The 24,454-nt window shown below is 72.9% G+C and carries 24 protein-coding genes; 9 read left to right on the forward strand and 15 right to left on the reverse strand.

The features are described 5' to 3' along the window. Positions 1-554: 554 nt before the first annotated feature. Positions 555-1,409 carry an SDR family NAD(P)-dependent oxidoreductase gene (locus ABD361_RS25325; RefSeq protein ID WP_344438501.1) on the reverse strand — a complete coding sequence of 285 codons (855 nt, stop codon included), beginning with the start codon at positions 1,407-1,409 and terminating at the stop codon, positions 555-557. A 249-nt stretch (positions 1,410-1,658) separates the two neighbouring features. Between ABD361_RS25325 and ABD361_RS25330 the strand changes: the two genes are divergently transcribed. The 4 genes from ABD361_RS25330 (at position 1,659) to ABD361_RS25345 (ending at position 5,006) form a co-directional block, all read left to right on the forward strand. Then, positions 1,659-2,309 carry a CatB-related O-acetyltransferase gene (locus ABD361_RS25330; protein ID WP_344438502.1) on the forward strand — a complete coding sequence of 217 codons (651 nt, stop codon included), beginning with the start codon at positions 1,659-1,661 and terminating at the stop codon, positions 2,307-2,309. A gap of 52 nt (positions 2,310-2,361) precedes the next feature. Next, complete coding sequence (locus ABD361_RS25335; RefSeq protein ID WP_344438504.1) at positions 2,362-3,531, forward strand: macrolide family glycosyltransferase; 1,170 nt, start codon at positions 2,362-2,364, stop codon at positions 3,529-3,531. Positions 3,532-3,687: 156 nt separating this feature from the next. Beyond that, positions 3,688-3,942: a chaplin family protein gene (locus ABD361_RS25340; RefSeq protein ID WP_344438326.1), complete on the forward strand. Its 255-nt coding sequence runs from the start codon at positions 3,688-3,690 to the stop codon at positions 3,940-3,942. A gap of 98 nt (positions 3,943-4,040) precedes the next feature. Next, entirely contained in the window at positions 4,041-5,006 is a 966-nt protein-coding gene (locus ABD361_RS25345; protein ID WP_344438328.1) for an ATP-grasp domain-containing protein, read from the forward strand. On the opposite strand, the gene ABD361_RS25350 is transcribed toward ABD361_RS25345, so the two are convergent. The 3 genes from ABD361_RS25350 to ABD361_RS25360 all read right to left on the reverse strand — a co-directional run bounded on the left by ABD361_RS25350 (position 4,996) and on the right by ABD361_RS25360 (position 6,422). Next, the gene (locus ABD361_RS25350) at positions 4,996-5,481 is read right to left on the reverse strand and encodes a hypothetical protein (RefSeq protein ID WP_344438330.1); all 486 of its coding nucleotides are present in this window, start codon (positions 5,479-5,481) and stop codon (positions 4,996-4,998) included. The two genes, ABD361_RS25345 and ABD361_RS25350, sit on opposite strands and share 11 nt — an antisense overlap. Before the next feature lie 87 nt (positions 5,482-5,568). Then, the gene (locus ABD361_RS25355; protein WP_344438332.1) at positions 5,569-6,168 is read right to left on the reverse strand and encodes a dihydrofolate reductase family protein; all 600 of its coding nucleotides are present in this window, start codon (positions 6,166-6,168) and stop codon (positions 5,569-5,571) included. 41 nt (positions 6,169-6,209) lie between these two features. Continuing rightward, positions 6,210-6,422, reverse strand: coding sequence for a DUF4287 domain-containing protein (locus ABD361_RS25360; RefSeq protein WP_344438334.1), 213 nt, complete (start codon positions 6,420-6,422; stop codon positions 6,210-6,212). Between the two features lie 152 nt (positions 6,423-6,574). On the opposite strand from ABD361_RS25360, the gene ABD361_RS25365 reads away from it, so the two are divergent. Next, positions 6,575-7,213 (forward strand): TetR/AcrR family transcriptional regulator, encoded by a 639-nt coding sequence (locus ABD361_RS25365; protein WP_344438336.1) that lies wholly within the window; start codon positions 6,575-6,577, stop codon positions 7,211-7,213. 128 nt (positions 7,214-7,341) lie between these two features. Here ABD361_RS25365 and ABD361_RS25370 read toward each other — a convergent pair whose 3' ends face one another. The 9 genes from ABD361_RS25370 to mqnC all read right to left on the reverse strand — a co-directional run bounded on the left by ABD361_RS25370 (position 7,342) and on the right by mqnC (position 17,076). Then, positions 7,342-7,836 carry a hypothetical protein gene (locus ABD361_RS25370; protein ID WP_344438339.1) on the reverse strand — a complete coding sequence of 165 codons (495 nt, stop codon included), beginning with the start codon at positions 7,834-7,836 and terminating at the stop codon, positions 7,342-7,344. 104 nt (positions 7,837-7,940) lie between these two features. Beyond that, positions 7,941-8,678, reverse strand: a complete 738-nt coding sequence (locus tag ABD361_RS25375; protein WP_344438341.1) for a hypothetical protein — start codon at positions 8,676-8,678, stop codon at positions 7,941-7,943. A 103-nt stretch (positions 8,679-8,781) separates the two neighbouring features. Beyond that, positions 8,782-9,222, reverse strand: coding sequence for a hypothetical protein (locus ABD361_RS25380; RefSeq protein ID WP_344438343.1), 441 nt, complete (start codon positions 9,220-9,222; stop codon positions 8,782-8,784). Between the two features lie 144 nt (positions 9,223-9,366). After that, a complete protein-coding gene (locus ABD361_RS25385) occupies positions 9,367-10,659 on the reverse strand; it encodes a geranylgeranyl reductase family protein (RefSeq protein ID WP_344438345.1) in 1,293 nt (430 codons plus the stop codon). Between the two features lie 114 nt (positions 10,660-10,773). Further along, positions 10,774-13,377 carry a hypothetical protein gene (locus ABD361_RS25390; protein ID WP_344438346.1) on the reverse strand — a complete coding sequence of 868 codons (2,604 nt, stop codon included), beginning with the start codon at positions 13,375-13,377 and terminating at the stop codon, positions 10,774-10,776. Between the two features lie 105 nt (positions 13,378-13,482). Continuing rightward, positions 13,483-14,181, reverse strand: coding sequence for a demethylmenaquinone methyltransferase (locus ABD361_RS25395; RefSeq protein WP_344438348.1), 699 nt, complete (start codon positions 14,179-14,181; stop codon positions 13,483-13,485). A 347-nt stretch (positions 14,182-14,528) separates the two neighbouring features. Further along, the gene (locus tag ABD361_RS25400; protein WP_344438350.1) at positions 14,529-15,143 is read right to left on the reverse strand and encodes a Uma2 family endonuclease; all 615 of its coding nucleotides are present in this window, start codon (positions 15,141-15,143) and stop codon (positions 14,529-14,531) included. A gap of 88 nt (positions 15,144-15,231) precedes the next feature. Beyond that, entirely contained in the window at positions 15,232-15,867 is a 636-nt protein-coding gene (locus tag ABD361_RS25405; RefSeq protein ID WP_344438352.1) for an amidohydrolase family protein, read from the reverse strand. Positions 15,868-15,879: 12 nt separating this feature from the next. Beyond that, the gene (mqnC, locus tag ABD361_RS25410) at positions 15,880-17,076 is read right to left on the reverse strand and encodes a cyclic dehypoxanthinyl futalosine synthase (protein ID WP_344438354.1); all 1,197 of its coding nucleotides are present in this window, start codon (positions 17,074-17,076) and stop codon (positions 15,880-15,882) included. A 256-nt stretch (positions 17,077-17,332) separates the two neighbouring features. Between mqnC and ABD361_RS25415 the strand changes: the two genes are divergently transcribed. Then, entirely contained in the window at positions 17,333-18,643 is a 1,311-nt protein-coding gene (locus tag ABD361_RS25415; RefSeq protein ID WP_425583319.1) for an alpha/beta hydrolase, read from the forward strand. Between the two features lie 60 nt (positions 18,644-18,703). Here the strand turns inward: ABD361_RS25415 and ABD361_RS25420 are convergent, their stop codons facing one another. Next, positions 18,704-19,558 carry a menaquinone biosynthetic enzyme MqnA/MqnD family protein gene (locus tag ABD361_RS25420; protein WP_344438355.1) on the reverse strand — a complete coding sequence of 285 codons (855 nt, stop codon included), beginning with the start codon at positions 19,556-19,558 and terminating at the stop codon, positions 18,704-18,706. Positions 19,559-19,841: 283 nt separating this feature from the next. On the opposite strand from ABD361_RS25420, the gene ABD361_RS25425 reads away from it, so the two are divergent. Next, positions 19,842-20,045 (forward strand): cold-shock protein, encoded by a 204-nt coding sequence (locus ABD361_RS25425; RefSeq protein WP_182313849.1) that lies wholly within the window; start codon positions 19,842-19,844, stop codon positions 20,043-20,045. 103 nt (positions 20,046-20,148) lie between these two features. On the opposite strand, the gene ABD361_RS25430 is transcribed toward ABD361_RS25425, so the two are convergent. Continuing rightward, entirely contained in the window at positions 20,149-21,930 is a 1,782-nt protein-coding gene (locus ABD361_RS25430) for an AMP-dependent synthetase/ligase (RefSeq protein ID WP_344438357.1), read from the reverse strand. Positions 21,931-22,053: 123 nt separating this feature from the next. Between ABD361_RS25430 and ABD361_RS25435 the strand changes: the two genes are divergently transcribed. Both ABD361_RS25435 and ABD361_RS25440 read left to right on the forward strand, forming a co-directional pair. Further along, positions 22,054-23,142 carry an AraC family transcriptional regulator gene (locus ABD361_RS25435; protein ID WP_344438359.1) on the forward strand — a complete coding sequence of 363 codons (1,089 nt, stop codon included), beginning with the start codon at positions 22,054-22,056 and terminating at the stop codon, positions 23,140-23,142. 84 nt (positions 23,143-23,226) lie between these two features. Beyond that, positions 23,227-24,411, forward strand: a complete 1,185-nt coding sequence (locus tag ABD361_RS25440) for a lipase family protein (protein WP_344438361.1) — start codon at positions 23,227-23,229, stop codon at positions 24,409-24,411. Positions 24,412-24,454: the final 43 nt, after the last annotated feature.

Genomic DNA, 24,454 nt, shown 5'->3' on the forward strand with positions numbered 1-24,454 from the left:
CCCCCAGGGCGCAGCCCGCCCCTCCGCCCCCCAAGCCGCGCAGCGGCGCAGCGCACACTCCCCCACCCCGCGCAGCGAAGCGGAGCGACCACCCCACAAGAAAGGGAAACGCCGCCACCACGGGCCAGCCCCCTCAAGCCGCGCAGCGGCGGACCTCACTCCACCAGGCAAACGATTCCGACGCACCCACACCATCCCGGGCTCGCCCCTCCAGCCGCGCAGCGGGTGGGCCCCCAGGGCGCAGCCCGGCCCTCCGCCCCCCAAGCCGCGCAGCGGCGCAGCGCACACTCCACCACCAAACCCACCCACCCGCACCGCCCCGCACAGCGCCCCGCACCGCTCAGCTCAACTGCACCAGTACCCCCACCACCATGACCCCGACGGCCACCGCCACCGCCAGCGCCGTCACCGGTGACACCGATGAACGTAACCTCCGCCGTCCCACCCACTCGCGCATCCGCAACTCCTCCCTGCGCACCCCAGCCTTCCGGAGGCCGTCCGTCCGCCGCGATACGGTCATCCGCCCACCGCAGGTGGGGCTCGCCCCCGGGGGCTCACCCCTCCCCCGTCACCCACTCCCCCGTCATCGCCAGCACCCCCGTCCCGTCCACATCCGCGAGCTTGCCGCTCACGAAGTCGCGGGCCCACGCCGAGGTCTGCATCCGCAACGGCGGTTCCGCGGCCGTCAGGGCCTGGATCACCGGGGTTGCCGCCTCGGCCGGGGTCTGGGCCGTGGCGAAGATGTCTTCGAGGCGGGACAGGTAGGCATCGAGGGCGGGCCGGTAGGGGCCTGCGGCCTCGGACAGGCGCTCCACGTCCAGGCCGATGTTGTTCACGAACTCGCTGCTGACCGGCCCCGGTTCCACCACCGTGATCCGCACACCGAACCGCGCCACCACAGGTGCCAGCGCTTCCATGAACCCCTCGACCGCGAACTTCGCTGCGCAGTACGCCTCGTTGAACGGCTGGCCGACGACCCCTCCCACGCTGCTGACGGTCACCAGGCGGCCGCCCGCCGCGCGCAGGTGCGGCAGGACGAGCCGGGTGGTCTGGACGACGCCGAAGAAGTTGACCTCCATCACGGCCCGTACGTCCTCGACGGAATCCCGTTCGATGGTGCCGAGATGTCCCGCACCGGCGTTGTTGACCAGTGCGTCCAGGCGTCCGTGGTCGGCGACGACCCGTTCGATGCACGCCGTCACGGAGGCCACGTCGGTGACGTCGAGGCGGCGTACCTCCACGGACTCGTCCACCCCTGCCGTGGTGGCCGCTTCCCGCAGCGCATCGCCCCGCGACAGGTCCCGCATCGTGGCGACGACGTGCCAGCCGGCCTGCGCCGCAGCCACTGCGGCGGCCAGGCCGATGCCCGACGACGTGCCGGTGATCAGGACGGTCTTCTCGCCGGTCATGCCGGTCATGCGCGACTCGCTCTCCCTCGCCCTGCCGGACCCGGCCGGTGCGCCGAGTGGCGTCAGTCTCGGCGCCCGCCCGGCCCCGCGGGCCCACGGCACGCCGGGGGACGAACCGAGAGACCCCTATCGGACCCCGCCTCGGCCCCCGCCTCGGACCCCCGCCATAAATCGCTGGCCCGCTTCCCCCTCCGCAGCGATCATGGACGCGTGTCTTCCTTCCCCGCCGATCCGACCGTGCTGCACCCCATGCCCGGGCAGCCCCGCGTCGTGCTGCTGAAGCCGCTGGTGACGTCGCCGCTGATCGAGGTCGGGGAGTTCTCCTACTACGACGACCCGGACGACGCGACCGCGTTCGAGTCGCGCAACGTGCTGTACCACTACGGGCCGGAGAAGCTGGTCATCGGGAAGTTCTGCGCGATCGGCACCGGCGTGCGGTTCATCATGAACGGCGCCAACCACCGCATGGACGGCCCGTCGACCTTCCCCTTCCCCACCATGGGCGGCTCGTGGGCCGAGCACTTCGACCTGCTCACCGACCTGCCGAACCGCGGGGACACCGTCGTCGGCAACGACGTCTGGTTCGGTCACGGCGCGACGGTCATGCCCGGCGTGCGGATCGGGCACGGCGCGATCATCGCCTCCGGTGCCGTGGTCACCTCCGACGTACCCGACTACGGGATCGTCGGCGGCAATCCGGCCCGCCTCATCCGTACGCGCTACAGCGAGCGGGACGTCACCCGGCTGCTGGCCCTGGCCTGGTGGGACTGGCCGACGGAGCACATCACCGAGCACGTCCGCACCCTCATGTCCGGCAGCGTCGACGACCTCGAAGCGGCTGCCCCACAAGCCCCACAGACTCCACAAGCCCCACAGACTCCGCAAGCCCCTCGGCACTGACACGCCCCTCAGCACTGAAGCGAGTGATCCGACGTTGCCCGCACACATCGCCATGGTCGGCGTTCCCATCCTCAGCCACGTCCTGCCGGGCCTGGAGGTCGTCCGTGAGCTGGTGGCCCGCGGGCACCGGGTGACGTACGCCGTCGACCCGGCGGTCGTCCCCGCGGTCGCCGAGCTGATCGCCGGTACCGGCGCCGAGCTCGTGCCCTGCACGTCCACGCTGCCGGTCGCCGACAACAACTGGCCCGAGGACGCCATCGCCGCGATGGGGCTCTTCCTCGACGACGCCGTCCAGGCGCTGCCGCAGTTGCGTGCCGTCTACGACGACGACCCGGCCGACCTCTACCTGTACGACATCGGCGCGTACGTCGCCCGGGCCCTGGCCGAGTCGCAGGGCCGGCCCTGCCTGCAGCTGTCCCCGACCTTCGTGGGCTGGCGCGACTACCACCGGGACGTCGTGGCGCACGTGCGGAAGCTGCCGGGCGCCGACGCGTTCTGGGAGAGGTTCGCGCAGTGGCTCGCCGGTTGCGGGGCCACGACCACCGACGTGGACACCTTCTCGGGCCGCCCGCCGCGCGCCCTGGCGCTGATCCCCCGGGCGATGCAGCCGCACGCCGAGCAGGTCGACACCGATGTGGTGACGTTCGTCGGCCCCTGTTCCGCCGCCCGTGCGGACGAGGGCGGCTGGACCCGCCCGGCGGGCCCCGCCGGCGCGGCGAAGGTGCTGCTGATCTCCATGGGCTCGGCGAACACGCGGCAGGCGGAGTTCTACCGGCAGTGCCTCGCGGCCTTCGGCGACCTGCCCGGCTGGCACGTCGTGCTGCAGATCGGCAAGTACACCGACCCGAAGGAACTCGGCGAGATTCCGGCCAACGTCGAGGTGCACCCGTGGGTGCCCCAGCCGGCGGTCCTGCGGGAGGCCGACGCCTTCGTCACCCATGCCGGGATGGGCGGTTGCGGCGACGGGCTGCTGGCCGGGGTCCCCATGCTCGTGGCGCCGCAGAACATGGAGCAGTCCATGAACGCCGACCGGCTCGTCGACCTGGGCGTGGCCCGCCGCATCGACACCGCGGAAGCCACCGCGGAGGACCTGCGCACGGCCCTGCTCGACCTCACCGCCGACGCGCAGGTCGCCCGCCGCTCGGCGCGGCTGCGGGCCGAGGTGCGGGCGGAGGGCGGCGCGGCGCGAGCCGCCGATCTGATCGAGGGCATGCTGGCCTGAGCCGGTCGACCCGGTCGAGCCGGCTGAGCCGGGCCGAGCCGTCATCCGTTGGGGTGGACGCCCGCCCCTGCGCAACATGCCGTGCGCCGCCTGTCGTTGTACCTGCGTCCAGATGATCCTGATGATCCAACGATCCGATCAACGGAGTGGGTTGCGATGACCTTTGAGACCTCTCACCTCGTCCGTCGTGCCGTGGCCGTCGCGGGCGCCACCGTCGCCGGGCTGGCCGCTGCGGCGGGCGTGGCCGCGGCCAGTACGAACGTCCTCGGCGTCGGCAACCCCGCCGCCGACAACACCTGCGTCAACAAGACCGGCCCCGCCACGGCCGCCGTCACGCACAACCCCGGGGTGCGCACCGCGCACCTCACCCAGCTGCCCGTCGCGCTGCCGGTGAACCGCTGCGGCAACTGAGACCGGCGTTTCGGCAGCCGAGTCCCCGGAAAGGATCTTGCGGTCGACGACGCCGTACATCCGTACGGCCGTACAGCCGTCCCGCAGAGGGAGATCCCGTGACCGACTCCGTCCACGTCGCATGCGCCGACGTGTGGATGCTGGTGCGGGAGCACCCGGCGCCGCTGCTCAAGGCCACCAAGGCGCTGTCCGGGGCGCTGGCGAAGGCCTTCGGCCCGCGGTTCGCCGTCTGGCGCTCCGACGAGCTGCTGTTCGGCGTCCGGGAGGGCCGCCTGGTGCTGCGCACGCTCGGCGGCCTGGACGTACCGCCGCCGCGCGTCGTCCTGGTGCGGCAGGCGCCCGGCACGATGTCCCACGACCGGGAGATGACGCTGCTGCGGCACCTGGAGCGCATGGGCGCCGTCCTGATCAACACCGCCGATGCGGTGCACCGCTGCCGCAACAAGCTGTGGCAGCTGCAGGACCTCGCCCTGGCCGGGCTGCCGGTGCCCGACTCCCTGTCGTACGCGACGGCGCCGCTCGGCGGGGTGGTGCGCAGCCCTGCCCTGGAGACGCCGTGCGTGGTGAAGTCCGTCAACGGGCACGGCGGGAACCGGGTGTTCCTGGCCCCCGACGGGCAGCTGCTGCGGGCGGTGGCGGGCAGCCTGGCGCAGGAGGTGCCGCTGCTGTTCCAGGGGTACGTGACCGCCTCCCACGGCCGGGACCTGCGGGTGGTGGTCGTGGACGGCGTCCCGGTGGCGGCCGAGGTACGGACCTCCGCCGACGGCTCCCTCGCCGCGAACCTCGCCCGCGGCGGCACCGCGGACCTGTGCCTGGGCCGCTACCCGGCCGCCGAGGCACTGGCGGTGGCGGCCGCCGGGGCCCTCGGCCTGACGGTGGCCGGGGTGGACCTGCTCTTCACCGCCGACGGGGCCGACGGTGCCGCCGGGGGCCATGTGATCTGCGAGGTCAACGCGGTCCCGGGCTGGCGCCCGGGCATGTCGGGGGTGATCCCCGCGATCACCGCGCACATCAGTCGCCTGCTGAAGGAGGCGCCGCCCCTCACGCCGCCCGTCAGTACGTGACGGGCGCGGCCGGAGCGGCGGGCGGGACGTACGGTGCGCCCGGCAGGACCCCGAGGAGGTACTGGCCTTCCTCGCGGCAGTCCTCCGGGAAGCGCAGCTTGAGTCCCTTCTCCCAGCCGGCCACCATCAGCTCGCCGGCCAGCGTGATGCCGAACATGCCGTTCTTCGGGGCGCTGCCCGCCACGCAGGCGCGCGGCAGGTCCATCAGGAGCTTGCCGGGTTTGCCGGAGGGCGTGTGGCCGTTGAAGAACAGCAGCCGCCGGTCGGTGAGGACGATGTACATCTGCCGCGGCCGGACGGTCGCGATCACCGTCCCCGCGCTGATCACGCCCACCAGGGCCGTCGTGGCCAGCTGCCGGCGCTTGGAGACGCTGCCGACGTGGGCGAAGGTGATGAGCTCGACCCTCTCCCCGGGGAAGAGCAGCGGAAACGCCGCCTCATAGGTCTGTTGCTGACGGCGTTCTCTGAGCGGCACTGGGGCTCCGTGTCGGGGAAGTGCGGGTGGTGCAGGCACGAACCGTATGGCACGCACTCCCAAGGTTTCGGCACGAAAGCCCCAAGATCAGCCCTGCTTCGCCGCCGGGCGGTACGTGCACGCCTGCGTGCCCGTGCTGCTGGTGACGACGTCCACCAGTTCCAGCTCGCGCAGCAGGCCGTCGCGCGGGAAGATCGTCTTGCCGCCGCCCAGCAGCACCGGCATGACGACGAGCCGCAGCTCGTCGAACAGGCCCTCGTGCAGGAGGGTGCGCACGAGGCTGGGGCTGCCCATGACGAGCAGGTCGCCGCCCTCGGTCGCGCGCAGCTCGCGGATACGGCGCAGGGCCTCGTCGCCGAGGATGCGGGTGGTGTTGTCCCAGGCCGGGGCGTCATCGCCGAGCGTGCTGGAGACGACGTACTTCGGCATGGCGTTCATGCGGTCGGCGAAGGGGTCGCCGGCCCGCTCGGGCCAGGCTGCGGCCATCGTCTGCCAGGTGCGGCGCCCGAACAGCAGGGCCTCGGCCTTGCCGAGGGCGTCGGCGAAGGCCCCGCCGACGACGTCGGGGTCGAAGAACCGGTGCGACCAGCCACCGTGGGCGAAGCCGTCGTCGGTGTCCTCCTCCGGGCCGCCCGGTGCCTGCACGACGCCGTCGAGGCTGATGAACTCGCTGATCACGATGCGCATGGGATGTGCTTCTCCTTCGTGACGCTGCTGACGTACTGACGCTACTTGCCGCTGTCTTCGGCGAGGGTGTGGGCCACGAGGGCATTGGCGTGACCGTGGCCGAGCCCGTGCTCGGCCTTGAGCCAGGCGACCAGCTCCATGTGACGGGTCAGGGGCGAGGAGCGGATGAGCTCCTGCCATGCGGCCACGGGGCGGCCATACGTCCTCTCGATGGACGGGAAGTAGCTGGCGGGGCCCTTCACCTGGATGGTCATGCGGCTGTCCTCCGTTACGCATGTCGCACGTCGCGCATCGCGCTTGTGTACGATGTCCACATTCGGAGGGTGCGGCGATCCGCGGACCCCCCGTGATCAACTGCAGCCTAGGCGAGAAAAGTGGATGCTGTCCACATAGGGAGGTGCGGGCTGTGGCCGAGGGGGCCGGGCCGAAGCGCGCGACGTACCGTCACGGCGACCTTCGCAACGCGCTGATCAGGGCAGGCTTCGAACTGGCCCGCGAGGGCGGGCCGGAGGCCGTCGTCCTGCGGGCCACGACGCGGCGGGCAGGGGTCGTGCCCAACGCCGCCTACCGCCACTTCGCCGACCGCAGCGCGCTGCTGCACGCCGTCTCCCAGGCCGCCATGGCCGAGGTCGCGCGCACGATGGAGGCCGAACAGGCCGCCCTGCCGCCGGCCGCCGACGCGGCGGCCGGCGCGCGCGCCCGCTTCCGGGCGGTCGGCACCGGCTACGTGCGCTTCGCCCGAGAGGAACCGGGGCTCTTCCGCACCGCGTTCCACGTGCCCGGCGATATGACCCACGCGGCCGACGAGACCGCCGCGGGGGACGGCGGCAGGACGCCGTTCGAACTCCTCGGCGCGGCCCTCGACGACCTCGTCGAGGCCGGCGTCCTGCCGGAGGACCGCCGCCCCGGCGCCGAGTTCCTCGCCTGGTCGGCCGTCCACGGCCTGGCCGCCCTCCTCATCGACGGCCCCCTGCGCGGCCTGCACGCCACCCAGGTCCAGCAGGCGGTCCAGGACGTCATCGACATGATCGAGCGCGGCCTGTAAGCCGGTAAGCCTGCAAGCCTGCAAGGTCGCGCTCTTCGGCGGGCGCGGCCCGCCGGAGTCCTGGCCCACGGCGCCGACGCGGAACCGGTGCGGTTGGTGGGGTCGTTCGTCACCCCGCTCGTGGCGCGTCAGTGGATGCGGAAGGACGTCCCCGTCACCAGCGTGCCGCCGAACGTCGCGCGGGTGTGCGGGGGCAGCGGGCGCTGGGCGCAGGCCTGGGTCCAGCAGGCGGAGGCGGTGTAGTTGCCGGTGTCGTAGCCGCTGCGGTAGGGCCAGGTGCCGCGGGCGGTGCCCGGGGACCCGTAGAAGCCCTGGTGGGCGTACGGGACGCGGCCGCTGAGGAAGCAACCGTCGCCGCGGTTGCAGACATTGTGCTGACTGATGCCCTGCTCCCCGGCCGGCTCGCTCGACTGCCGGACGGACAGGATGCCGCCCGTGGCCGGGTCGAGGACGACGGTCTTGGGCACGTTCGAGGCGAGCAGGGCCTGCTCGTGGGCGGTCAGCGGCGGTACGGGCCCGGGGCTCGCCTGGGCCGGGGCGGCGAGGCCGAGGCCCAGGGCCGCGGCCGCGGCGGCCAGGGCGCCGGCGCGGCGCAGGGACGGGCGGGGCGTGCGGTGCGACACGGTGAACCCCCAATGCTCGACGGGTGCTTGGCCGTCAGGCTAGGGGCCGCCCGCGCCGCACGGTACCCGCCGTCGTACTCCTGTCCGGATCCCACCCCGGAGGGTCAGGGGCAGTTGAGGGCGGCGTTGCCGGTGTCGATCACGCAGGTGTCGGTGCCCTCGCCGGCGTCGACCGTGCCGCGGTTGTCGTGGACGTGGAGGACGTCGTCGCCGTCGTCGCCGTGGACGGTGCCGGTGGGGGCGACGGTGCCGTTGATGTCGATGTAGTCGTTGTCGAAGACGCCTTCGACCAGGCCGCGGATGGTCACCGCTCCGTCGGCGAGGATGACGTCCGCGCCCCGGGCGCCGCGGATGACGCTGTGCTCTCCGGTGTCCGCGGTGCTGAAGAGCAGGATGGTGTCGCGGTCCTGGCCGCCGCGCACCGTGCCCAGAACGGTGCCGCGCAGGTCGAGGGCGTCGTCGCCGGCCTGGCCGTCGACGTCCCCGGTCTCGGTGAGCCGGGCGCCGTGTTCGAGGGTGATGTGGTCGGCGCCGGTCCCGCCGAGGACGTGGCCCTCGACGGTGCCGGACAGCGAGACGGTGTCGTCGCCGGCGCCGGCGTCGACGGTGTCCTCCCGGGCCAGTGCGGTGCAGACGATGGTGTCGTCGCCGTCCGTTCCGTCGATCTGCGGGCCCGCGACGGGGGTGCCGTTGACGGTGCAGGTGGGTGCGGGGGCGGGTGTGGCGGCCGGTGCGGGGGCGGTGGGTTCGGCGGCGTACGCGACGGGTCCCGGGCGTACCGCCGCGGGCAGGACGAGAACGGCCGCCACGGCGAAGGCGACGGCGCAGTCGGGCTTCCTCACCAGGGCCCTCCCTCGGAAGAGGTGGTGTGCGCGGGGTCCGCCCGCCGCGCGCTGGTGGTCCGCACGGCGGGCGGGGCGTGCCGCGAGGCGGCGGAAGGCGGCGTCACGGGCAGTCGAGCGCCCGGTTGCCCTGGAGGATCACGCAGGAGTCGAGGCCCGGGCCGCCGTCGACGACGCCCAGGTTGAGGTGGACGAAGATCCTGTCGTTGCCGAAGCCGCCGTTGACGCGGCCGTAGGGGCCGACGATGCCGACGTCGATGAAGTCGTCGCCGCCGAGGCCGTCCACGACGGTGAAGGCGTCGACGCTCTCGCAGGTGATGCGGTCGGGGCCGGGGGTGCCGTGGACGACCGCCCCGGTCACGGGGATGCCGTTGACGGAGCAGGTCGTCAGCTTCTTCGCCTTCTCCGCGGGCGCGGCGGGCGGTGCGGCCTGCGGTGCGGTGCGCGGCGCGGCGTGCGCCGGGCCGGCGAGGACGGCGGCGGGCAGGGTCAGGGCCGCGGCGAGTGCGGCGAGGCGGGCGGTGCGTCTCTTCACAGGGTTCATGACGAGCGGGTTCCCTTCACGAGAAAGCCCTTCCGGCCCCGCAAACGGAGCCGGACTCTCCTCCAAACTTCCGTGAACACGACACGCCGAAACCGCACGAAAGCTACACGAAGGGGTGAATCACGCTGTGCTCCTGACGAACCCTCAGGAGCGGGGCGCCACCTTGCTCAGCCCGTTGATGATGCGGTCCATCGCGTCGCCGCCCGTCGGGTCGGTCAGATTGGCCAGCATCTTCAGCGTGAACTTCATCAGCAGCGGATGCGTCAGGCCCCGCTCCGCCGCCAGCTTCATGACCTTCGGATTGCCGATGAGCTTCACGAACGCCCGGCCGAGCGTGTAGTAGCCGCCGTAGGTGTCCTTGAGGACCTTCGGGTAGCGCTGCAGGGCCAGCTCCCGCTGGGCGTACGAGCCGCGGGCGTGCGCCTGCACGATCACGTCGGCCGCGAGCTGCCCCGACTCCATGGCGTACGCGATGCCCTCGCCGTTGAACGGGTTCACCAGGCCGCCGGCGTCACCGACCAGTAGCAGCCCGCGCGTGTAGTGCGGCTGGCGGTTGAAGGCCATCGGCAGGGCCGCGCCGCGGATCGGGCCCGTCATGTTCTCTGGCGTGTAGCCCCACTCCTCCGGCATCGAGGCGCACCAGGCGCGCAGCACCTCGCGCCAGTCCAGCTCCTTGAAGGAGGCGGAGGTGTTGAGCACGCCGAGACCGACGTTGCTCGTGCCGTCGCCCATGCCGAAGATCCAGCCGTAGCCGGGCAGCAGCCGGTCCGGGCCCGGGCCGCGCCGGTCCCACAGTTCCAGCCAGGACTCCAGGTAGTCGTCCTCGTGCCGGGGCGAGGTGAAGTACGTGCGCACGGCCACGCCCATCGGACGGTCCTCGCGCCGGTGCAGGCCCATGCCCAGCGACAGCCGGGAGGAGTTGCCGTCGGCGGCGACGACCAGCGGGGCGGCGAAGGTGACCGGCGCCTTCTCCTCCCCCAGCTTCGCCTCCACGCCCACGATCCGGCCGGTGACCTCGTCCACGACGGGCGCGCCGACCGTGCACCGCTCGTACAGCCGGGCGCCCGCCTTGACCGCCTGCCGGGCCAGCTGCTCGTCGAAGTCGTCGCGCTTGCGCACGAGCCCGTAGTCGGGGAAGGACGCCAGCTCCGGCCAGTCGAGCTCCAGGCGCACGCCGCCGCCGATGATGCGCAGGCCCTTGTTGCGCAGCCAGCCCGCCTCCTCGGAGACGTCGATGCCCATCGCCACCAGCTGCTTGGTGGCGCGCGGCGTCAGGCCGTCGCCGCACACCTTCTCGCGCGGGAACGCCGTCTTCTCCAGCAGCAGGACGTCCAGGCCGGCCTTGGCCAGGTAGTAGGCGGTCGTCGAGCCGGCCGGGCCCGCCCCGACCACGATCACATCGGCACGGTGTTCGGTACGCGTACGCGACTCGGTCACGGCGGGCTCTCCGTTTCGGCAAGGGGACGGGACGGGACTGCTGGGCTCGTACCCGCCGAGTCTAAGAGCCGCGCCGAGCCGCCGGACCGGCGCCTGCGCGCCCGGTCAGTCGAATCAGTCGAAGTCCAGGGGACCCACCCACCAGTACTTGACCGCGTTGTCGAACACCGAGCGCCCCTGGGCGCCGAACCGGTCCCGCCAGGTGTACATGATCGCGTACTCCTTGCCGTCGGCATCCACGTACGCCTGGTCGAGCGCGTGCATGACCTCGCCGTTCTTCTCCTTCCACGTCCACTCCCACAGCGCGCCCTGCCGGCCCTGGAAGGTGTTGCGGGTCAGCTGCACGCGGGTGTAGCCGTCCTGCTGGGAAACGGTCTTCTCCAGCTGCTCGAAGTGCTCGTACGAGTAGACGGCGGGCTTGCGCGTGATGCCGACCCGCAAGGTCTCCGGCCCGGTGGGGCCGTGATAGTCGGTCTGGTCGCTGCCCTTGTCCTGACTGCTCCACCCCTCGGGCACGGCGAGCGAGTACCCCTCGGGGGAGGTCACGCGCGTGTACCCCTTGGGCAGTTGCCCGGCAGGCGGCTGCACCGCCGCCGGGCCGGCGGAGCCGCCGGCGGACGGGGACGCGGACGGCTCCGCCGAGGGCTGCGCGGACGGTGCCGCCGAGGGCTTCGCCGACGGGCCGGCGGTGGCGGGCGCCTGGGCATCGGTGCCCTTGCCGTCGTCACCACCCGTCAGCATCACGCCGGCGGTGGCGACGCCACCGATCAGGAAGGCGGCCAGACCGATGGCCACCCACACGAGCGGACTGCGCACGGACCCGGCCCGCGGCGCGGCCGGCGCCTGCGGCGCCGGGGGCTGGAACGTGGGCAGAACGGCGGTGTGCGGCTGCCCGGGCACGGACGGGTACGCGGCGGCCGCGTACGGCTGCCCGGCCGGTACGGCGACGGGGGCCGCGGGGGCGGCGGGCGCCGCAGGGGTCGCGGCGGCCGGCGGTGCGGCAGGAACCGCGGGCGCCGCGGGGGCGGTGGGCGCCATACCCGCCGCAGAAGCCGGCGGCGCGGCAGGCGCCGTAGGCAGCGCACCTGCGCCCGCCGTCGGCGCAGCAGGCGCCGCAGGGGCGGCAGAAGCCGCTGCTGCCGGTGACGCCGGCGGCGTCGCAAGGTCCGCAGGAGCGGCAGGGGCGGCAGGGGCAGCAGGGGCAGCAGGGGCGGCAGGAGCCGAACCCACCGCACCCGCCGGCGCCGTAGGCGTGCCCGCGCCCGTCGGCACCCCGCCCGCCGGCGGTGCCGTCGGCAGCGGGGGCAGCGGGGCGGCCTTGCCGCCCCCGCCCGCGCCCCCGGCCGGACGGCCCCCGCGGGCGGCGTAGAGCGCCGCGAGCAGCACCGCTGCCGCCGTCCACAGGAGGCCGAACAGCAGCAGTTCGGCCTGGTTCGTGTGGATCGAGGTGGCCGTGCTCCTCCCGCCGTACGACGAGCCGAAGGACGAGCCGAAGGACGAGCCGGAGCCCGAGCCCCGGGTGATCTCCATCGAGAAGCCCGTGACGAACGACAGCAGCCACAGCGTGCCCAGGAAGAACACCCCGGACAGCACCTGCTCGCTCCGGTCCGCCGAGCGGCGCGCCACCATGGCGGCCAGGATCAGGGCGCAGACCACGCCCAGGGCGACCGTGCCCGTCTGTGCCCAGGCTCCCGCGGTGTCGCCGATCTCGGACAGGCCGAGGGTGCCGCCCTCGTGCCGGCCGCCGTCGCTCACCGAACCCTCGATGCCGGCGCCCCAGGACACGCCCAGTGCCGCCAGGCCGCAGTTGACCAGCAGCGGCAGGGACGTGGGCGCGGCCCAGTCGCCCATGTCGTCGGTGTGGGTGGCGATGACGACGAAGGCGACGAGGGCGCACAGCGCGACGGACAGCCCCAGGGCGCGCAGGGCGGTGCCCCACGCCCGTACGACCACCTGTGCACCGGCGCCCAGCCGGGCGGTGAGCGCGGTGCGGCACAGCACTGCGCCGCTCACCGCGCCGGTCAGCACGAGGGTGAAGAGCGCGGCGAGGAGCGGGGTGGTGGAGATGTCGACCATCTCGGTGCTCGGCCGGCCGATCAGGCCGAGCACGAGCACCACCGCACCGCTCAGCAGGGTGAGGCGCAGGGCGGCCTGCGCGCCGCCGCCGGCCGTACCGGCCGCCTCGGCGCGGCGCAGCCGTACGGCGCCGAGGGCCACGGCGCCGGCCCACAGCAGGGTGATGGTCAGCGGCCACACGGAGACCGAACCGCTGCCCCTGATGACGAAGGACAGCAGGCCGCCACCGCCCACTTCGATGTCCAGGGTGCCGCCCAGTCCTTGCAGGAGCAGGGCGACGGTGAGCTGGAAGCGGTCGGACCAGTTGCCGAAGCCGGCTTCGGCGTAGTCGTCCGTGGAAGGTATGGACAGCAGCAGGGCGAGGCCGAGGAGGAGGCCGGCGGGCCACAGGGCCGCCTTGGCCGAGCCGGCCCAGTCGCCGGTCAGCGCGCTGCGCAGGAACTGTGCCCCGCGCGAGGGCGCGACGTTCGGCGCGTACGCCGGTGGGGGCGCGTACGGCGGAGGTGCCGTGGGCAGCGGCGGGGCGGGAACCGCGGCTGCGGCGACCGCGGCGGCGGCCGGGCGCTCCCTGCCGCAGCTCATGCAGAACCGCGCTTCGGCGACGAACGCGGCGCCGCAGGCGGGACAGAACGGGGACGGCATGGGGCCTCCGGAGGGGACGTCAGGGCCGGGGGCCCAAGATCGTACCGATCTTGAGTCCTGCCCATGACAAACACCGGAGGCCGCCGTGCCGGCGACGGCAGGGCGTCAGTCCGCCGGGCGGACGCCCCGGTGCAGGGCCACGATGCCGCCGGTCAGGTTGCGCCAGGCCACCTTGGACCAGCCCGCGCCCTGCAGCCGCGCCGCCAGGGCCGGCTGGTCGGGCCAGGTGCGGATCGACTCGGCGAGGTAGACGTACGCGTCCGGGCTGCTGCTCACGGCCCGGGCGACGGGCGGCAGCGCCCGCATCAGGTACTCGGTGTAGACCGTGCGGAACGGCGCCCACGTGGGCCGGCTGAACTCGCAGATGACCACGCGCCCACCGGGCCGGGTCACCCGCAGCATCTCGCGCAGCGCGGCGTCGGTGTCCTGCACGTTGCGCAGCCCGAAGGAGATGGTCACGGCGTCGAAGACGCCGTCCGCGAAGGGCAGTTTCGTCGCGTCGCCGGCGGTCAGCGGCAGCCACGGCTGGCGCTTCTTGCCCTCGCGCAGCATGCCCAGCGAGAAGTCGCACGGCACGACGTAGGCGCCGTCGGCGGCGAAGGGCAGCGAGGAGGTGCCGGTGCCGGCCGCGAGGTCGAGCACCTTCTCCCCCGGCCGGGCGGCGACGGCCTTCGCCACTTCCTTGCGCCACAGCCGGGCCTGGCCGAGCGAGAGCACGTCGTTGGTGAGGTCGTACTTCGCCGCCACGTCGTCGAACATCGCGGCGACTTCGTGCGGCTGCTTGTCCAGGGATGCTCGGGTCACCCGGCCATTCTTCACCACGGCCCGCGCGGGATCTTGGACGGGGACGGCCGCCCGGGAAGGACCGGTCGCGCCCGTGGTGCGCACTGCGCTCGCTCTGTGGGCCCCCTCGCCCTCCAGGCCTGCCGGCCCCCTGCCCGTCGCCCCCCTCGGCGACCGGACTTCCTCCGGCAGTGCGCGCCCTTCCGGCTCGTCCGCATCGCGGACGGGACCCTGACACACCGCACCACGCGACGACCGCAGCGGCCGTCCCCGCACGGATCATCCTGCCGGGCGAATCCGCTACGACCGGGGCCCTTGACGCGGCCCTGACGTGGGCGGACGCCGTTCTGACGGATTGCTGACGGCGTTCAGAACTTGAGGAGATTCGCCAGGTCGATGGCGACAGGGAACGGAACCTCCGTTTCCAGCTTCCCCCGGTGCACGGGATGCAGAGGTGCCGGGATGTAGGCGTCCTTCCCCACGGGAAGCCAGAACTCGTGCACCTCGGGCATTCCGTCGTCACCCCGCTCCACCCGCCAGTAGTAACGGACACCGGCCGCCGCGTACATGGCCGGCTTACGGACGCGGTCGTCCTGACGCGACCCGGGAGACACGACCTCCACGAGAAGGACGGCCTTCTCCACCGGTACGTATTCCGCTGCCAGGAGGTCGAAGCCCCGCGCGTTGAACACGACAACATCAGGAACGGGAGGGTTGTACTCGTCGATCAGAACGCACTGCTCACCGAGAACGCCAAAGGGTTCGACGAGACACTCCCCCAGGTGCTGTTCAAGGGACGACCTCACCTTGTTGTGCCACGGCAGAGCCCTACCCCGAACCACGATCGCCCCATCCACGAGGTCCCAGTCGAAGGGCAGAGTCAGGTCCTTCACCTGATCGAATGTCCACCCCTCCGGAGGCGGGAACATCCAGTTCTCAGGAGTGGCCTTCTCCAGCCGTTCTGCGATCATCACTGCTCCCATGAACGCGAGTGTGGACGCGGGTGCGGATCGCGGTCCCATATACGACGGTAGCGTCACCCGAAGTAATGAACGGGCTTCCACGCCGCTCTCAGCGGCGCCGGTGCACCAGCCGGCCCGCCAGCACCGTGGCCACGCACGTGCCCGCTCCGGCCGCTTCCAGCGCGGAGACGTCCGGGACGTCGAAGACGGCGAAGTCGGCGCGGCCGCCGACGGTCAGCGGGGAGGCGATGGCATCCGCCAGGGACGCCGCGCCCCTCAAGGGGTCGAGGTGCGCCTCGGCGGGAGCGGCCGGGGGCAGGACGCGCAGGCCCGAGCGGGCCACCGCCGTTGCCGTCAGGGGATCGGTCAAGGGCCCCGCGAGGGCCGTCGTGCCGTGCCGCAGCATCTGCTGCAGGCCCCGGCGGATGCTGCCGGACCAGCGGGTCTCGTCCATCTCCAGGGACGCGAGCCGCTCGCCGGTCAGCGGGCGCTCGCCCAGTTCGGCGTACTCGCGCGGGTCCGGGTGGTAGGCGCCCCGCAGGAGGGCGCCCGCCGCGGGCTGCCGCAGGCCCGGCGTGAGCACTCCGCGCCAGCGGCGCACCCGTGCCTGCGGGAAGGCCGCGGCGACCTCCTCGTACGGGCCGATCGCCGCGATCGCACCGCCGTCGACGGCCACCGCGCCGTCCGGCACGGGATCCGTGCCGGGGCCGGCGATCAGCAGGTCGGCCGCGTGCAGCGTCAGCAAGGGATCAGCCCGTCAGCTCGCCTCGACGATCTGCAGCTCGGGGTGGGCCGTGCCGCCTTCGAGGGCGGTCGAGGACAGGTGGGAGACGACGCGGTCGTCGACCGGGTCGTTGGCCGGGTCGTCGTGCACCAGGAGGTGCTCGTACGTGGTGGCGCGCTGCGCCGGTACGCGGCCGGCCTTGCGGATGAGGTCGATGAGCTCCATGCGGTTGGAGCGGTGCCTGGCGCCGGCGGAGGAGACGACGTTCTCCTCCAGCATGACCGAGCCGAGGTCGTCCGCGCCGTAGTGCAGCGAGAGCTGGCCCGCCTCCTTGCCGACCGTCAGCCACGAGCCCTGGATGTGGGCGACGTTGTCGAGGAAGAGCCGCGCGACGGCGATCATGCGCAGGTACTCGAAGATCGTGGCCTGCGTGCGGCCCCTCAGGTGGTTGTTCTCGGGCTGGTAGGTGTAGGGGATGAAGGCGCGGAAGCCGCCGGTGCGGTCCTGCACGTCGCGGATCATGCGCAGGTGCTCGATGCGCTCGGCGTTGGTCTCGCCGGTGCCCATGAGCATGGTGGAGGTGGACTCCACGCCCAGGTTGTGGGCGAGCTCCATGATCTCCAGCCAGCGCTCGCCGGACTCCTTGAGCGGGGCGATCGCCTTGCGCGGGCGCTCGGGCAGCAGCTCGGCGCCGGCGCCGGCGAAGGAGTCCAGGCCCGCGGCGTGGATGCGGCGGATGGCCTCCTCGGCGCTGACGCCGGAGATCCGCGACATGTGCTCGACCTCGGAGGCGCCGAGGGAGTGGATGACGAGCTGCGGGAACTCCTTCTTGATCGCCGCGAAGTGCTCCTCGTAGTACTCCACGCCGTAGTCGGGGTGGTGCCCGCCCTGGAACATGATCTGCGTGCCGCCCAGCTCCACGGTCTCCGCGCAGCGGCGCAGGATGTCGTCGAGCGGGCGGGTCCACACCTTGTCGCTCTTGGGCGGGGCGTAGAAGGCGCAGAACTTGCACGCCGTGACGCAGGCGTTCGTGTAGTTGATGTTGCGCTCGATGATGTACGTCGCGATGTGCTCGGTGCCGGCGTAGCGCCTGCGGCGCACGGCGTCGGCGGCCGCGCCGAGGGCGTGCAGCGGTGCGGAGCGGTAGAGCTCGAGCGCCTCCTCCGGGGTGATCCGGCCACCGGCTGCGGCGCGGTCGAGGACGGCTGCGAGGTCGGCGTTCTCGGTCACCGGACGTCCCTTCGAAGGGGGTGTGGAGCAGGTGTCGCCAGCCTAGTCGAGGGCTCCGGGCCGCGGTCACGGGGGCGACAAAGGAGGCATCGGGCCTTTCGCCCTCCCCGCGCGCGGGCCTTCCGGCCCTGTTCCGAAGTTATGACTCAATTCACGGGCCGTCCCAGGAACCTCGCACCGTCGTTCGGCCATCCCCTAGGGCGGAACGAACCGTCATGTCCTTCGGGGCAGCAGCATCATCATCCGGAGCGACGCGATGACGCACTCACCAGGCGGGGGCTACCGGCCCGACGCGGGGTACCAGCAGGGCGGTGGCTACCCCCAGGGGGGTGGCTACCCGCAGGCCGACGGCTACGGCCGCCAGGGCGGCTACGGCGGGCAGCCGGGCGGCTACGGCCGGGCGCCCCAGCAGTCGTACGACGGCTACGCCCAGGGCGGTGGCCCGGGTGGCTGGCCGCCGCACGGCCACGACGACTACGACCCCGACGGCAAGTACCAGTCGCAGGGCCGGCGTCGCGCGTCGCGCGCCAAGATCTGGGTGATCGTGGCGGCGTCCATAGCGATACTCGGGCTGATCACCGGCGGTGTCCTGAAGTACATGGAGATCGGTCCCTTCTCGAAGAAGGGCGACCCGGTCAGCTTCGGTCAGGACAACAACAACGGCGGTGGTCAGGCGGGCGGCACCGACGCCCAGGCCGCGGACTCCAAGACGCTGATGCCGACGGGCCCGGCGGCACAGTTCAAGAACGCCAACACGCTGAGCGACGGCACCGAGATCGGCGTCGTGACGATCACGGGCAAGAAGTCGGGCTTCACGGGCAAGGTCTGGGTCTGGGCGCCCAAGCAGTACAAGGACCCGAAGTACGCCAAGAGCGGCTTCCCGGTGATGATCGCGCTCCCGGGCGGCCCCGGCTACCCGAACAACTACTGGATGGGCACCGACCTCAACCTCCAGTCGAGCATCAGCAAGTGGTCCCAGGAGGGCAAGTCCCTGCCGTTCATCCTGGCGATGCCGATCCTGAACCCGGACGACAAGCACTACTACGACGGCAGCGACATCCCGAACCAGCCGAAGATGGGCACCTGGCTGTCCGAGGACGTCCCGGACCTGATCAAGCAGAACTTCCGCACGCTGAAGTCGCGTGACGGCTGGTGCTTCATGGGCTCCTCCTCCGGCGGCTTCGCGGGCTTCAAGGCCGTGCTGAAGCACCCGGACAAGTTCAAGGCCGTCATCGCCTCCGGCCCCGACATCGTCCCCGACTCCCCGCTGTGGAACGGGCACGAGAAGGAGAAGCAGGAGAACAACCCGCAGAAGCTCGCCCAGCACCTGATCGACACCAAGGGCCCGGACGTCTACATCGCCTTCCAGGTCGGCACGGCCGAGCCGCCGATCGTGATGAGCCAGGTCAAGCAGTTCCAGGCGCAGTACGGCAAGGGCCCGGTGCACACGATGCTGCGGGAGATCCCCGGCGGCAAGCACAACGCCAAGACCTACGTGCCGAACATGGGCGAGGGCCTGATCCAGTACATCAGTCAGCACATGGAAGGCCCCACGCCCTCCTCCTGATCGCGTTAGCGCCCAGGCCCGAAGCCCTGGTCCCTCGGCCCCGAATCGACGGGCGAGGGGTCAGGGCTTCAGCAGTTCCACCCGTACGTCGGCCGGGTAGCCGGTGGTCGGTCCGGTGCGGCGGGCGAACTCCGTCACGCCGGCGAGCTGCGCCGGGCCGAAGCGGAAGTCCAGCGTCGTGAAGTAGCGCTCCAGCAGCTCGGCGTCGAACGCCTCCCAGCGGGCCGCCTGCTCGGCGACCTTGCCGACCTCCTCCAGCGACAGGTCGCGCGAGGCGAGGAACGCCCGGTGCACCTCGGAGACCAGGCGCGGCTCGCGGGCCAGGTAGTCGCGGCGGGCCGCCCAGACGGCGAAGACGAACGGCAGGCCCGTCCAGTCCTTCCACATCTGCCCGAGGTCGTGCACCTCCAGCCCCAGCTTGGGCGCGTAGTGCAGGGAGGCGCGCAGCGCGGCGTCGCCGATGAGGACGGCGGCGTCGGCCTCCTGCATCATCGCGCCGAGGTCGGGCGGGCAGGTGAAGTACTCGGGGTGCACGCCGTGGCGCTCGGCGAGCAGCAGCTGCGCCAGGCGCACGGAGGTGCGGGAGGTGGAGCCCAGGGCGACGCGCGCCCCGTCGAGCCGGTCCAGCGGCAACTGCGAGACGATCACGCAGGACATCACCGGGCCGTCGCAGCCCACCGCGATGTCCGGCAGGGCGACGAGCTCGTCGGCGTGTCTGAGGAACTCGACGAGGGTGACCGGCGCGATGTCCAGGTCCCCGGCGATCAGCCGCTCGCTGAGCTTCTCCGGGGTGTCCTTGGTCAGCTCCAGGTCGAGCAGCGTGCCCGTCCGGGCGAGGCCCCAGTACAGGGGCAGGCAGTTGAGGAACTGGATGTGGCCCACGCGGGGGCGGGCCGGTGAGGCTGAATTGTCCACATCCGGAGGCTAGCCCCGGCGCCCGGGGGCCGCCGGACCGGGGTCCTGTGTCGCAGTGCCCGACCTGCGATCTTTTCCGGGCGCCGGGCCCGGAAAACCCGCCACACGCGTGATCTTCGACTCCTTCCCCGGAAGAACCTCGCGTGCTAGGCTCGCCGCAAGTTGCAGTTTGGTTTCCCTTGCAGTACAGAGCCTGCGGAGCATGTGACCCGCAGGCTTTTGTAGTTTTCAGACTCCTTTGCAGGTTCTGGAGCAGGGCAACCCTTTGGCCCAAGGAGGGCTTATGGCTACCGGAACCGTGAAGTGGTTCAACGCTGAAAAGGGCTTTGGCTTCATCGCCCAGGACGGCGGGGGCCCCGACGTCTTTGTCCACTACTCCGCGATCAACGCCTCCGGCTTCCGCTCCCTCGAGGAGAACCAGCCGGTGACCTTCGACGTCACGCAGGGCCCCAAGGGCCCGCAGGCGGAGAACGTCACCCCGGCGTGATTTCCGGATCCTCCGGGGTCCACTCCAAGGAGCCCTGCCCCGCTTCGGCGGAGGCGGGGCTCCTGCCTTTTTCCGGGCCTTTCCCTGCCCTTCCCCAACGGTTTCATTCGTACATTTCGGCGATTTCTGCGGCGTACCGCTGTTCGATCACCGCGCGGCGCATTTTCAGCGTCGGCGTGAGCTCTCCGCCGGCGACCGAGAAGTCCTCGGGGAGGATCGCGAAGGCGCGGATGCGGGCCGGCCGGGAGATCCGCTCGTTGGCCGCGTCCACCGCCTCCCGGCACAGCCGCTGCACCTGAGGGTGACCGGCGGGCCCCGCGGCGCCGAACGCCACGCCCTCCCGGACGGCCCAGGCCGCGATCTCGTCGGCGTCCAGGGTCAGCAGCGCCACCGGGTACGGCCGGCGGTCGCCGATCATGACCGCGCGGGAGATCCAGCGCGACTGCTGCAGCGCGGCCTCCACGGGCGCGGGCGCGAGGTTCTTGCCGCTGGAGGTGATGATCAGGTCCTTCTTGCGGCCCGTGATCCTCAGGTAGCCGTCCTCGTCCAGGCTGCCGACGTCGCCGGTGTGCAGCCACCCCTGCGCGTCGACCGCCGCGGCGGTCGCGGCCGCGTCGCCGTGGTAGCCGGCGAACACCCCCGGCCCGCGGACCAGCACCTCGCCGTCGTCCGCGATGCGCAGCTCGCAGCCGGCGACCGGCCGCCCCACCGTGCCGTACCGCACGGCCGCCCGGTGGTTGAGGGTGACCACCCCGGCGGCCTCGGTCATCCCGTACCCCTCGAAGATCCCTATGCCGCAGGCGCGCAGCAGGTCCACGGTCTGGGGGGCGATGGGGGCGGCCCCCGTCAGCGCCCAGCGCAGCCGGCCGCCGAAGAGCTGCCGCACGGGCGCGAAGACGCGCTCCTCCGCCTCCTGCCAGGCCGCTCTGAGCTCGTCGTGGGGCTTGACCCCGCGCTCCTCGGCCTCGGCCATCTCCAGCCCGGTGCGCACCGCGGCCTCCAGCCGGGCCCTGCCGTCCGGGCCGGCCGCCTCGGCCCGCGCGAGGACGCCCGCGTGCACCTTCTCGAACAGGCGGGGTACGGACGGCAGGTGCGTGGGCCGCACCTCGGCCAGCTCGGCGACGACGTCCTCCACCCGCCCGCCGAAGTAGCACAGCGTGCCGCCCTGGCGCAGGGCCGACAGCTGCACCAGCTGTCCCATGATGTGCGCCAGCGGCAGGTACAGGTACGTCACGTCGCCCGGGGCGCTCTCGGTCAGGCCGCTGGTGGCGTCGTTGTTGGAGACCATGTTGCCGTGGGTGAGCCGGCAGCCCTTGGGCAGGCCGGTGGTGCCCGAGGTGTAGACGATCAGGCACAGGTCTTCGGGCCGGCGCGCGGTCGCCCGGGCCCGCAGCGCGGCCAGCGGCGCCCGGTCCGGCAGCGCCGCGAGCCGCACGTCGCCGGGGCCGCCGTCGACGAGGACCACGTGTCGCAGCGCCGGCAGCCGGTCCCGCACGGCGGCGATGCGCTCCGCCTGGGCGGCGTCCTCGCAGATCACCACGGAGGCGCCCGAGTCGCCGAGCACCCAGGCCAGCTCCTCCAGCCCGGCCGTGGGGTAGACGGGCACCACGACCGCGCCGGCGGCCAGGACCGCGAAGCAGCCTTGCGTCCACTCCGGGCGCGTCTCCGACAGGATCGCCACCCGGTCGTCGGGCGCCACCCCCAGGCCGATCAGCCCGCGCCCGATCTCCCGTACGGTCTCGCGCAGCCGGTGGTATCCGGTCTCGGTCCACTCGCCGGCCCCCTCGCCCCCGCGCCGGCGGTGGCGCAGCGCGGGGAGCGCGCCGAAGAGCTCCGCGGTCCACTCGGTGAACTCCGCGAGCGTATCGGGCCGTTGCAGACGCATCACGCCTCCTGGGGGCACGGTAGGGGAACTACGGCGACGCTAGGCACCGTGCCCGGCCCGCAGGGATGACCGGAAGCGTCAGCACCACTGACCGCGGCGCTCACCCGCCGCTACGGTTCGGGCATGGGGAGCATCGGCAGCCGCTCGGTCACCGTGCACCACGTCCGCGCCGCCCTCGGCGGCGCCCGCCGGCTCGGCATCGACACCGCGCCCTTGCTGCAGCGCGCCGGCATCCCGCCGCTGCTGCTGGGCGACGACGCCGCGCGCGTCGCACCCGAGCGCTTCGCCCATCTGGTGCGCGAGCTGCACGAGGCCACGGGCGACGAGTTCCTGGGCCTGGGATCCGTGCCCAGCCGGCCGGGCACGTTCGCGATGATGTGCCACCTGTGCGTGGGCTGCGCGGACCTGGGCGCGGCCGTGCGCCGCGCGGCCCGCTTCTACGGGCTCTTCCCCGGCGGCCCCGACCTCGCGCTCGAACGGCACGGCGGCGAGGCGGTGTTCGCCGTGCGCAACGACCTGGGCGGCCACCCCGAGGGCCGGTTCCTCGCCGAGAGCGCGCTGGTGCTCTTCCACCGGCTGGCGAGCTGGCTGACCGGCCGGCCCCTGCCGCTGCGCTGGGTGCGCCTGACCTGCCCTCCACCCCCGTACGCCGCCGAGTACGCCCTGGTCTTCGGCTGCCCCGTACGGTTCGGCCGCCCCGGAAGCGGCCCCGCGGCGGCCGCCGCCTTCGACGCCCGCCGGCTGACCGCGCCCGTCGTGCGCGACGAGGAGGCCCTGCGCGACCTGCTGCGCCGCGCCCCCGCCGGCCTCATCGGCCGCCCCGGGCCCGCCATCGCCGTCACCGTCGCCGAACAGGTGCGCCGCGCCTTCGTCCACGCCCTGCGGGAGGGCCGGCCCGCCCGGCTGCCCGAGGTCTCCCAGCTCGCCGCCCGTCTCGCGGTGAGCCCCGCGACGCTGCGGCGCCGGCTGCAGGAGGAGGGCACCTCCTACCAGCGGCTGAAGGACCAGGTGCGCCGGGAGGCGGCAGTGGCCCACCTGACCGAGGGCCGCGAACCGATCGCCGAACTCGCCTCCCGCCTCGGCTACTCCGAGGACACCGCCTTCCACCGCGCCTTCCGCCGCTGGACGGGCACCACCCCCGGCGCCTACCGGCTGCACGGCGCCGTGCGCACCCAACGGCAGCCCGCCGACCACCGAGGCCAGGAAAGCTGAGCGTCCCGGCCAGCGCCCCCTTACTCACCGGTCACTACGGTCTCACCCCAACCGACCGTCGTCCCCGGACGTTGGGAGAGCCGCATGCACCTGTGGAGCCGTACCCACCCGCGCAGCCCCGCCCGCCTGCGGGCCGGAGCGCTCACCGCCCTCGCCGCCCTGACCGCCGCCCTCGGCCTGACCGGCGGCACCGCCACGGCCGACGTCGCCGCGGGATCCCCCGGCGACGTCGTCAGCGCCGCCCCCACCTCCTTCCACCCCCTGCCCGGCCAGCCCACGAACACCCGCGCCTGGCACATCACCTACCGCTCCACCACCGCCAAGGGCACGCCCAACGTCGTCTCCGGCACCGTGATCGTCCCCCAGGACGGCCGCACCGGGCCGCGCCCCCTGATCACCTACGCCGTCGGCACCGTCGGCCTCGCCGACCCGTGCGCCCCCTCCGCCGGCTTCCCGTACGGCACGACGGTCGAGGCCAACCTCATCCAGCTGCTCACCGCCCGCGGCTGGGCCGTCGTCGTCACCGACTACGAGGGCCTGGGCACCCCCGGCGACCACACCTACGCGGTCGGCCGCGCCGAGGGCCACGCCGTCCTCGACGCCGCCCGGGCCGCCCGCCGGCTGCCGCAGGCCGGGCTCGGCGCCTCCCCGGTCGGCATCATGGGCTACTCCCAGGGCGGCCAGGCGAGCAGCTGGGCCGCCGAACTGCACGACTCGTACGCGCCCGAGCTCGACGTACGCGGCACCGTCGCCGGCGGCGTCCCCGCCGACCTGCTCAGGACCGCCGAGTACAACGACGGCAACGTCGGCGCCGGCCTGATCCTCATGGCCGCGGCCGGCCAGAACGCGGCCTTCCCCGAACTGCACCTGGAGAGGTACCTCAACGACGAGGGCCGCCGGTACATCGACTACTTCAAGCAGCACTGCGTCGTCGTCGACGTCGCCGCCGGTCTCTTCAAGAGGATCGACGACGTGACCGTGAAGAACCCGCTGAAGGAGGGCGACTGGCAGCGCGCCCTGCGCTCCTCGAACCTCGGCACCCACGCCCCCGACCGCCCCGTGTACCTCTACCACGGCGCGCTCGACGAGCTGATCCCCTACGCGGTCGGCACCGGGCTGCGCGCCGACTGGTGCGCCAAGGGCGCCACCGTCCAGTGGAAGTCCCTCCCGCTGGCCGAACACGTCGCGGGCGCCGTCGCCGAGGCGATACCCGCCGCCAACTGGCTGGCGGACCGCTTCGCGGGAAGGACAACCGAGGGCAACTGCTAACCGGTTGTGGGCAGGCGTTCCGCTGGGGGTCCCCTCAGCGGTA

It is taken from the genome of Streptomyces luteosporeus (genome assembly GCF_039532865.1).
GTDB lineage: Bacteria > Actinomycetota > Actinomycetes > Streptomycetales > Streptomycetaceae > Streptomyces > Streptomyces luteosporeus.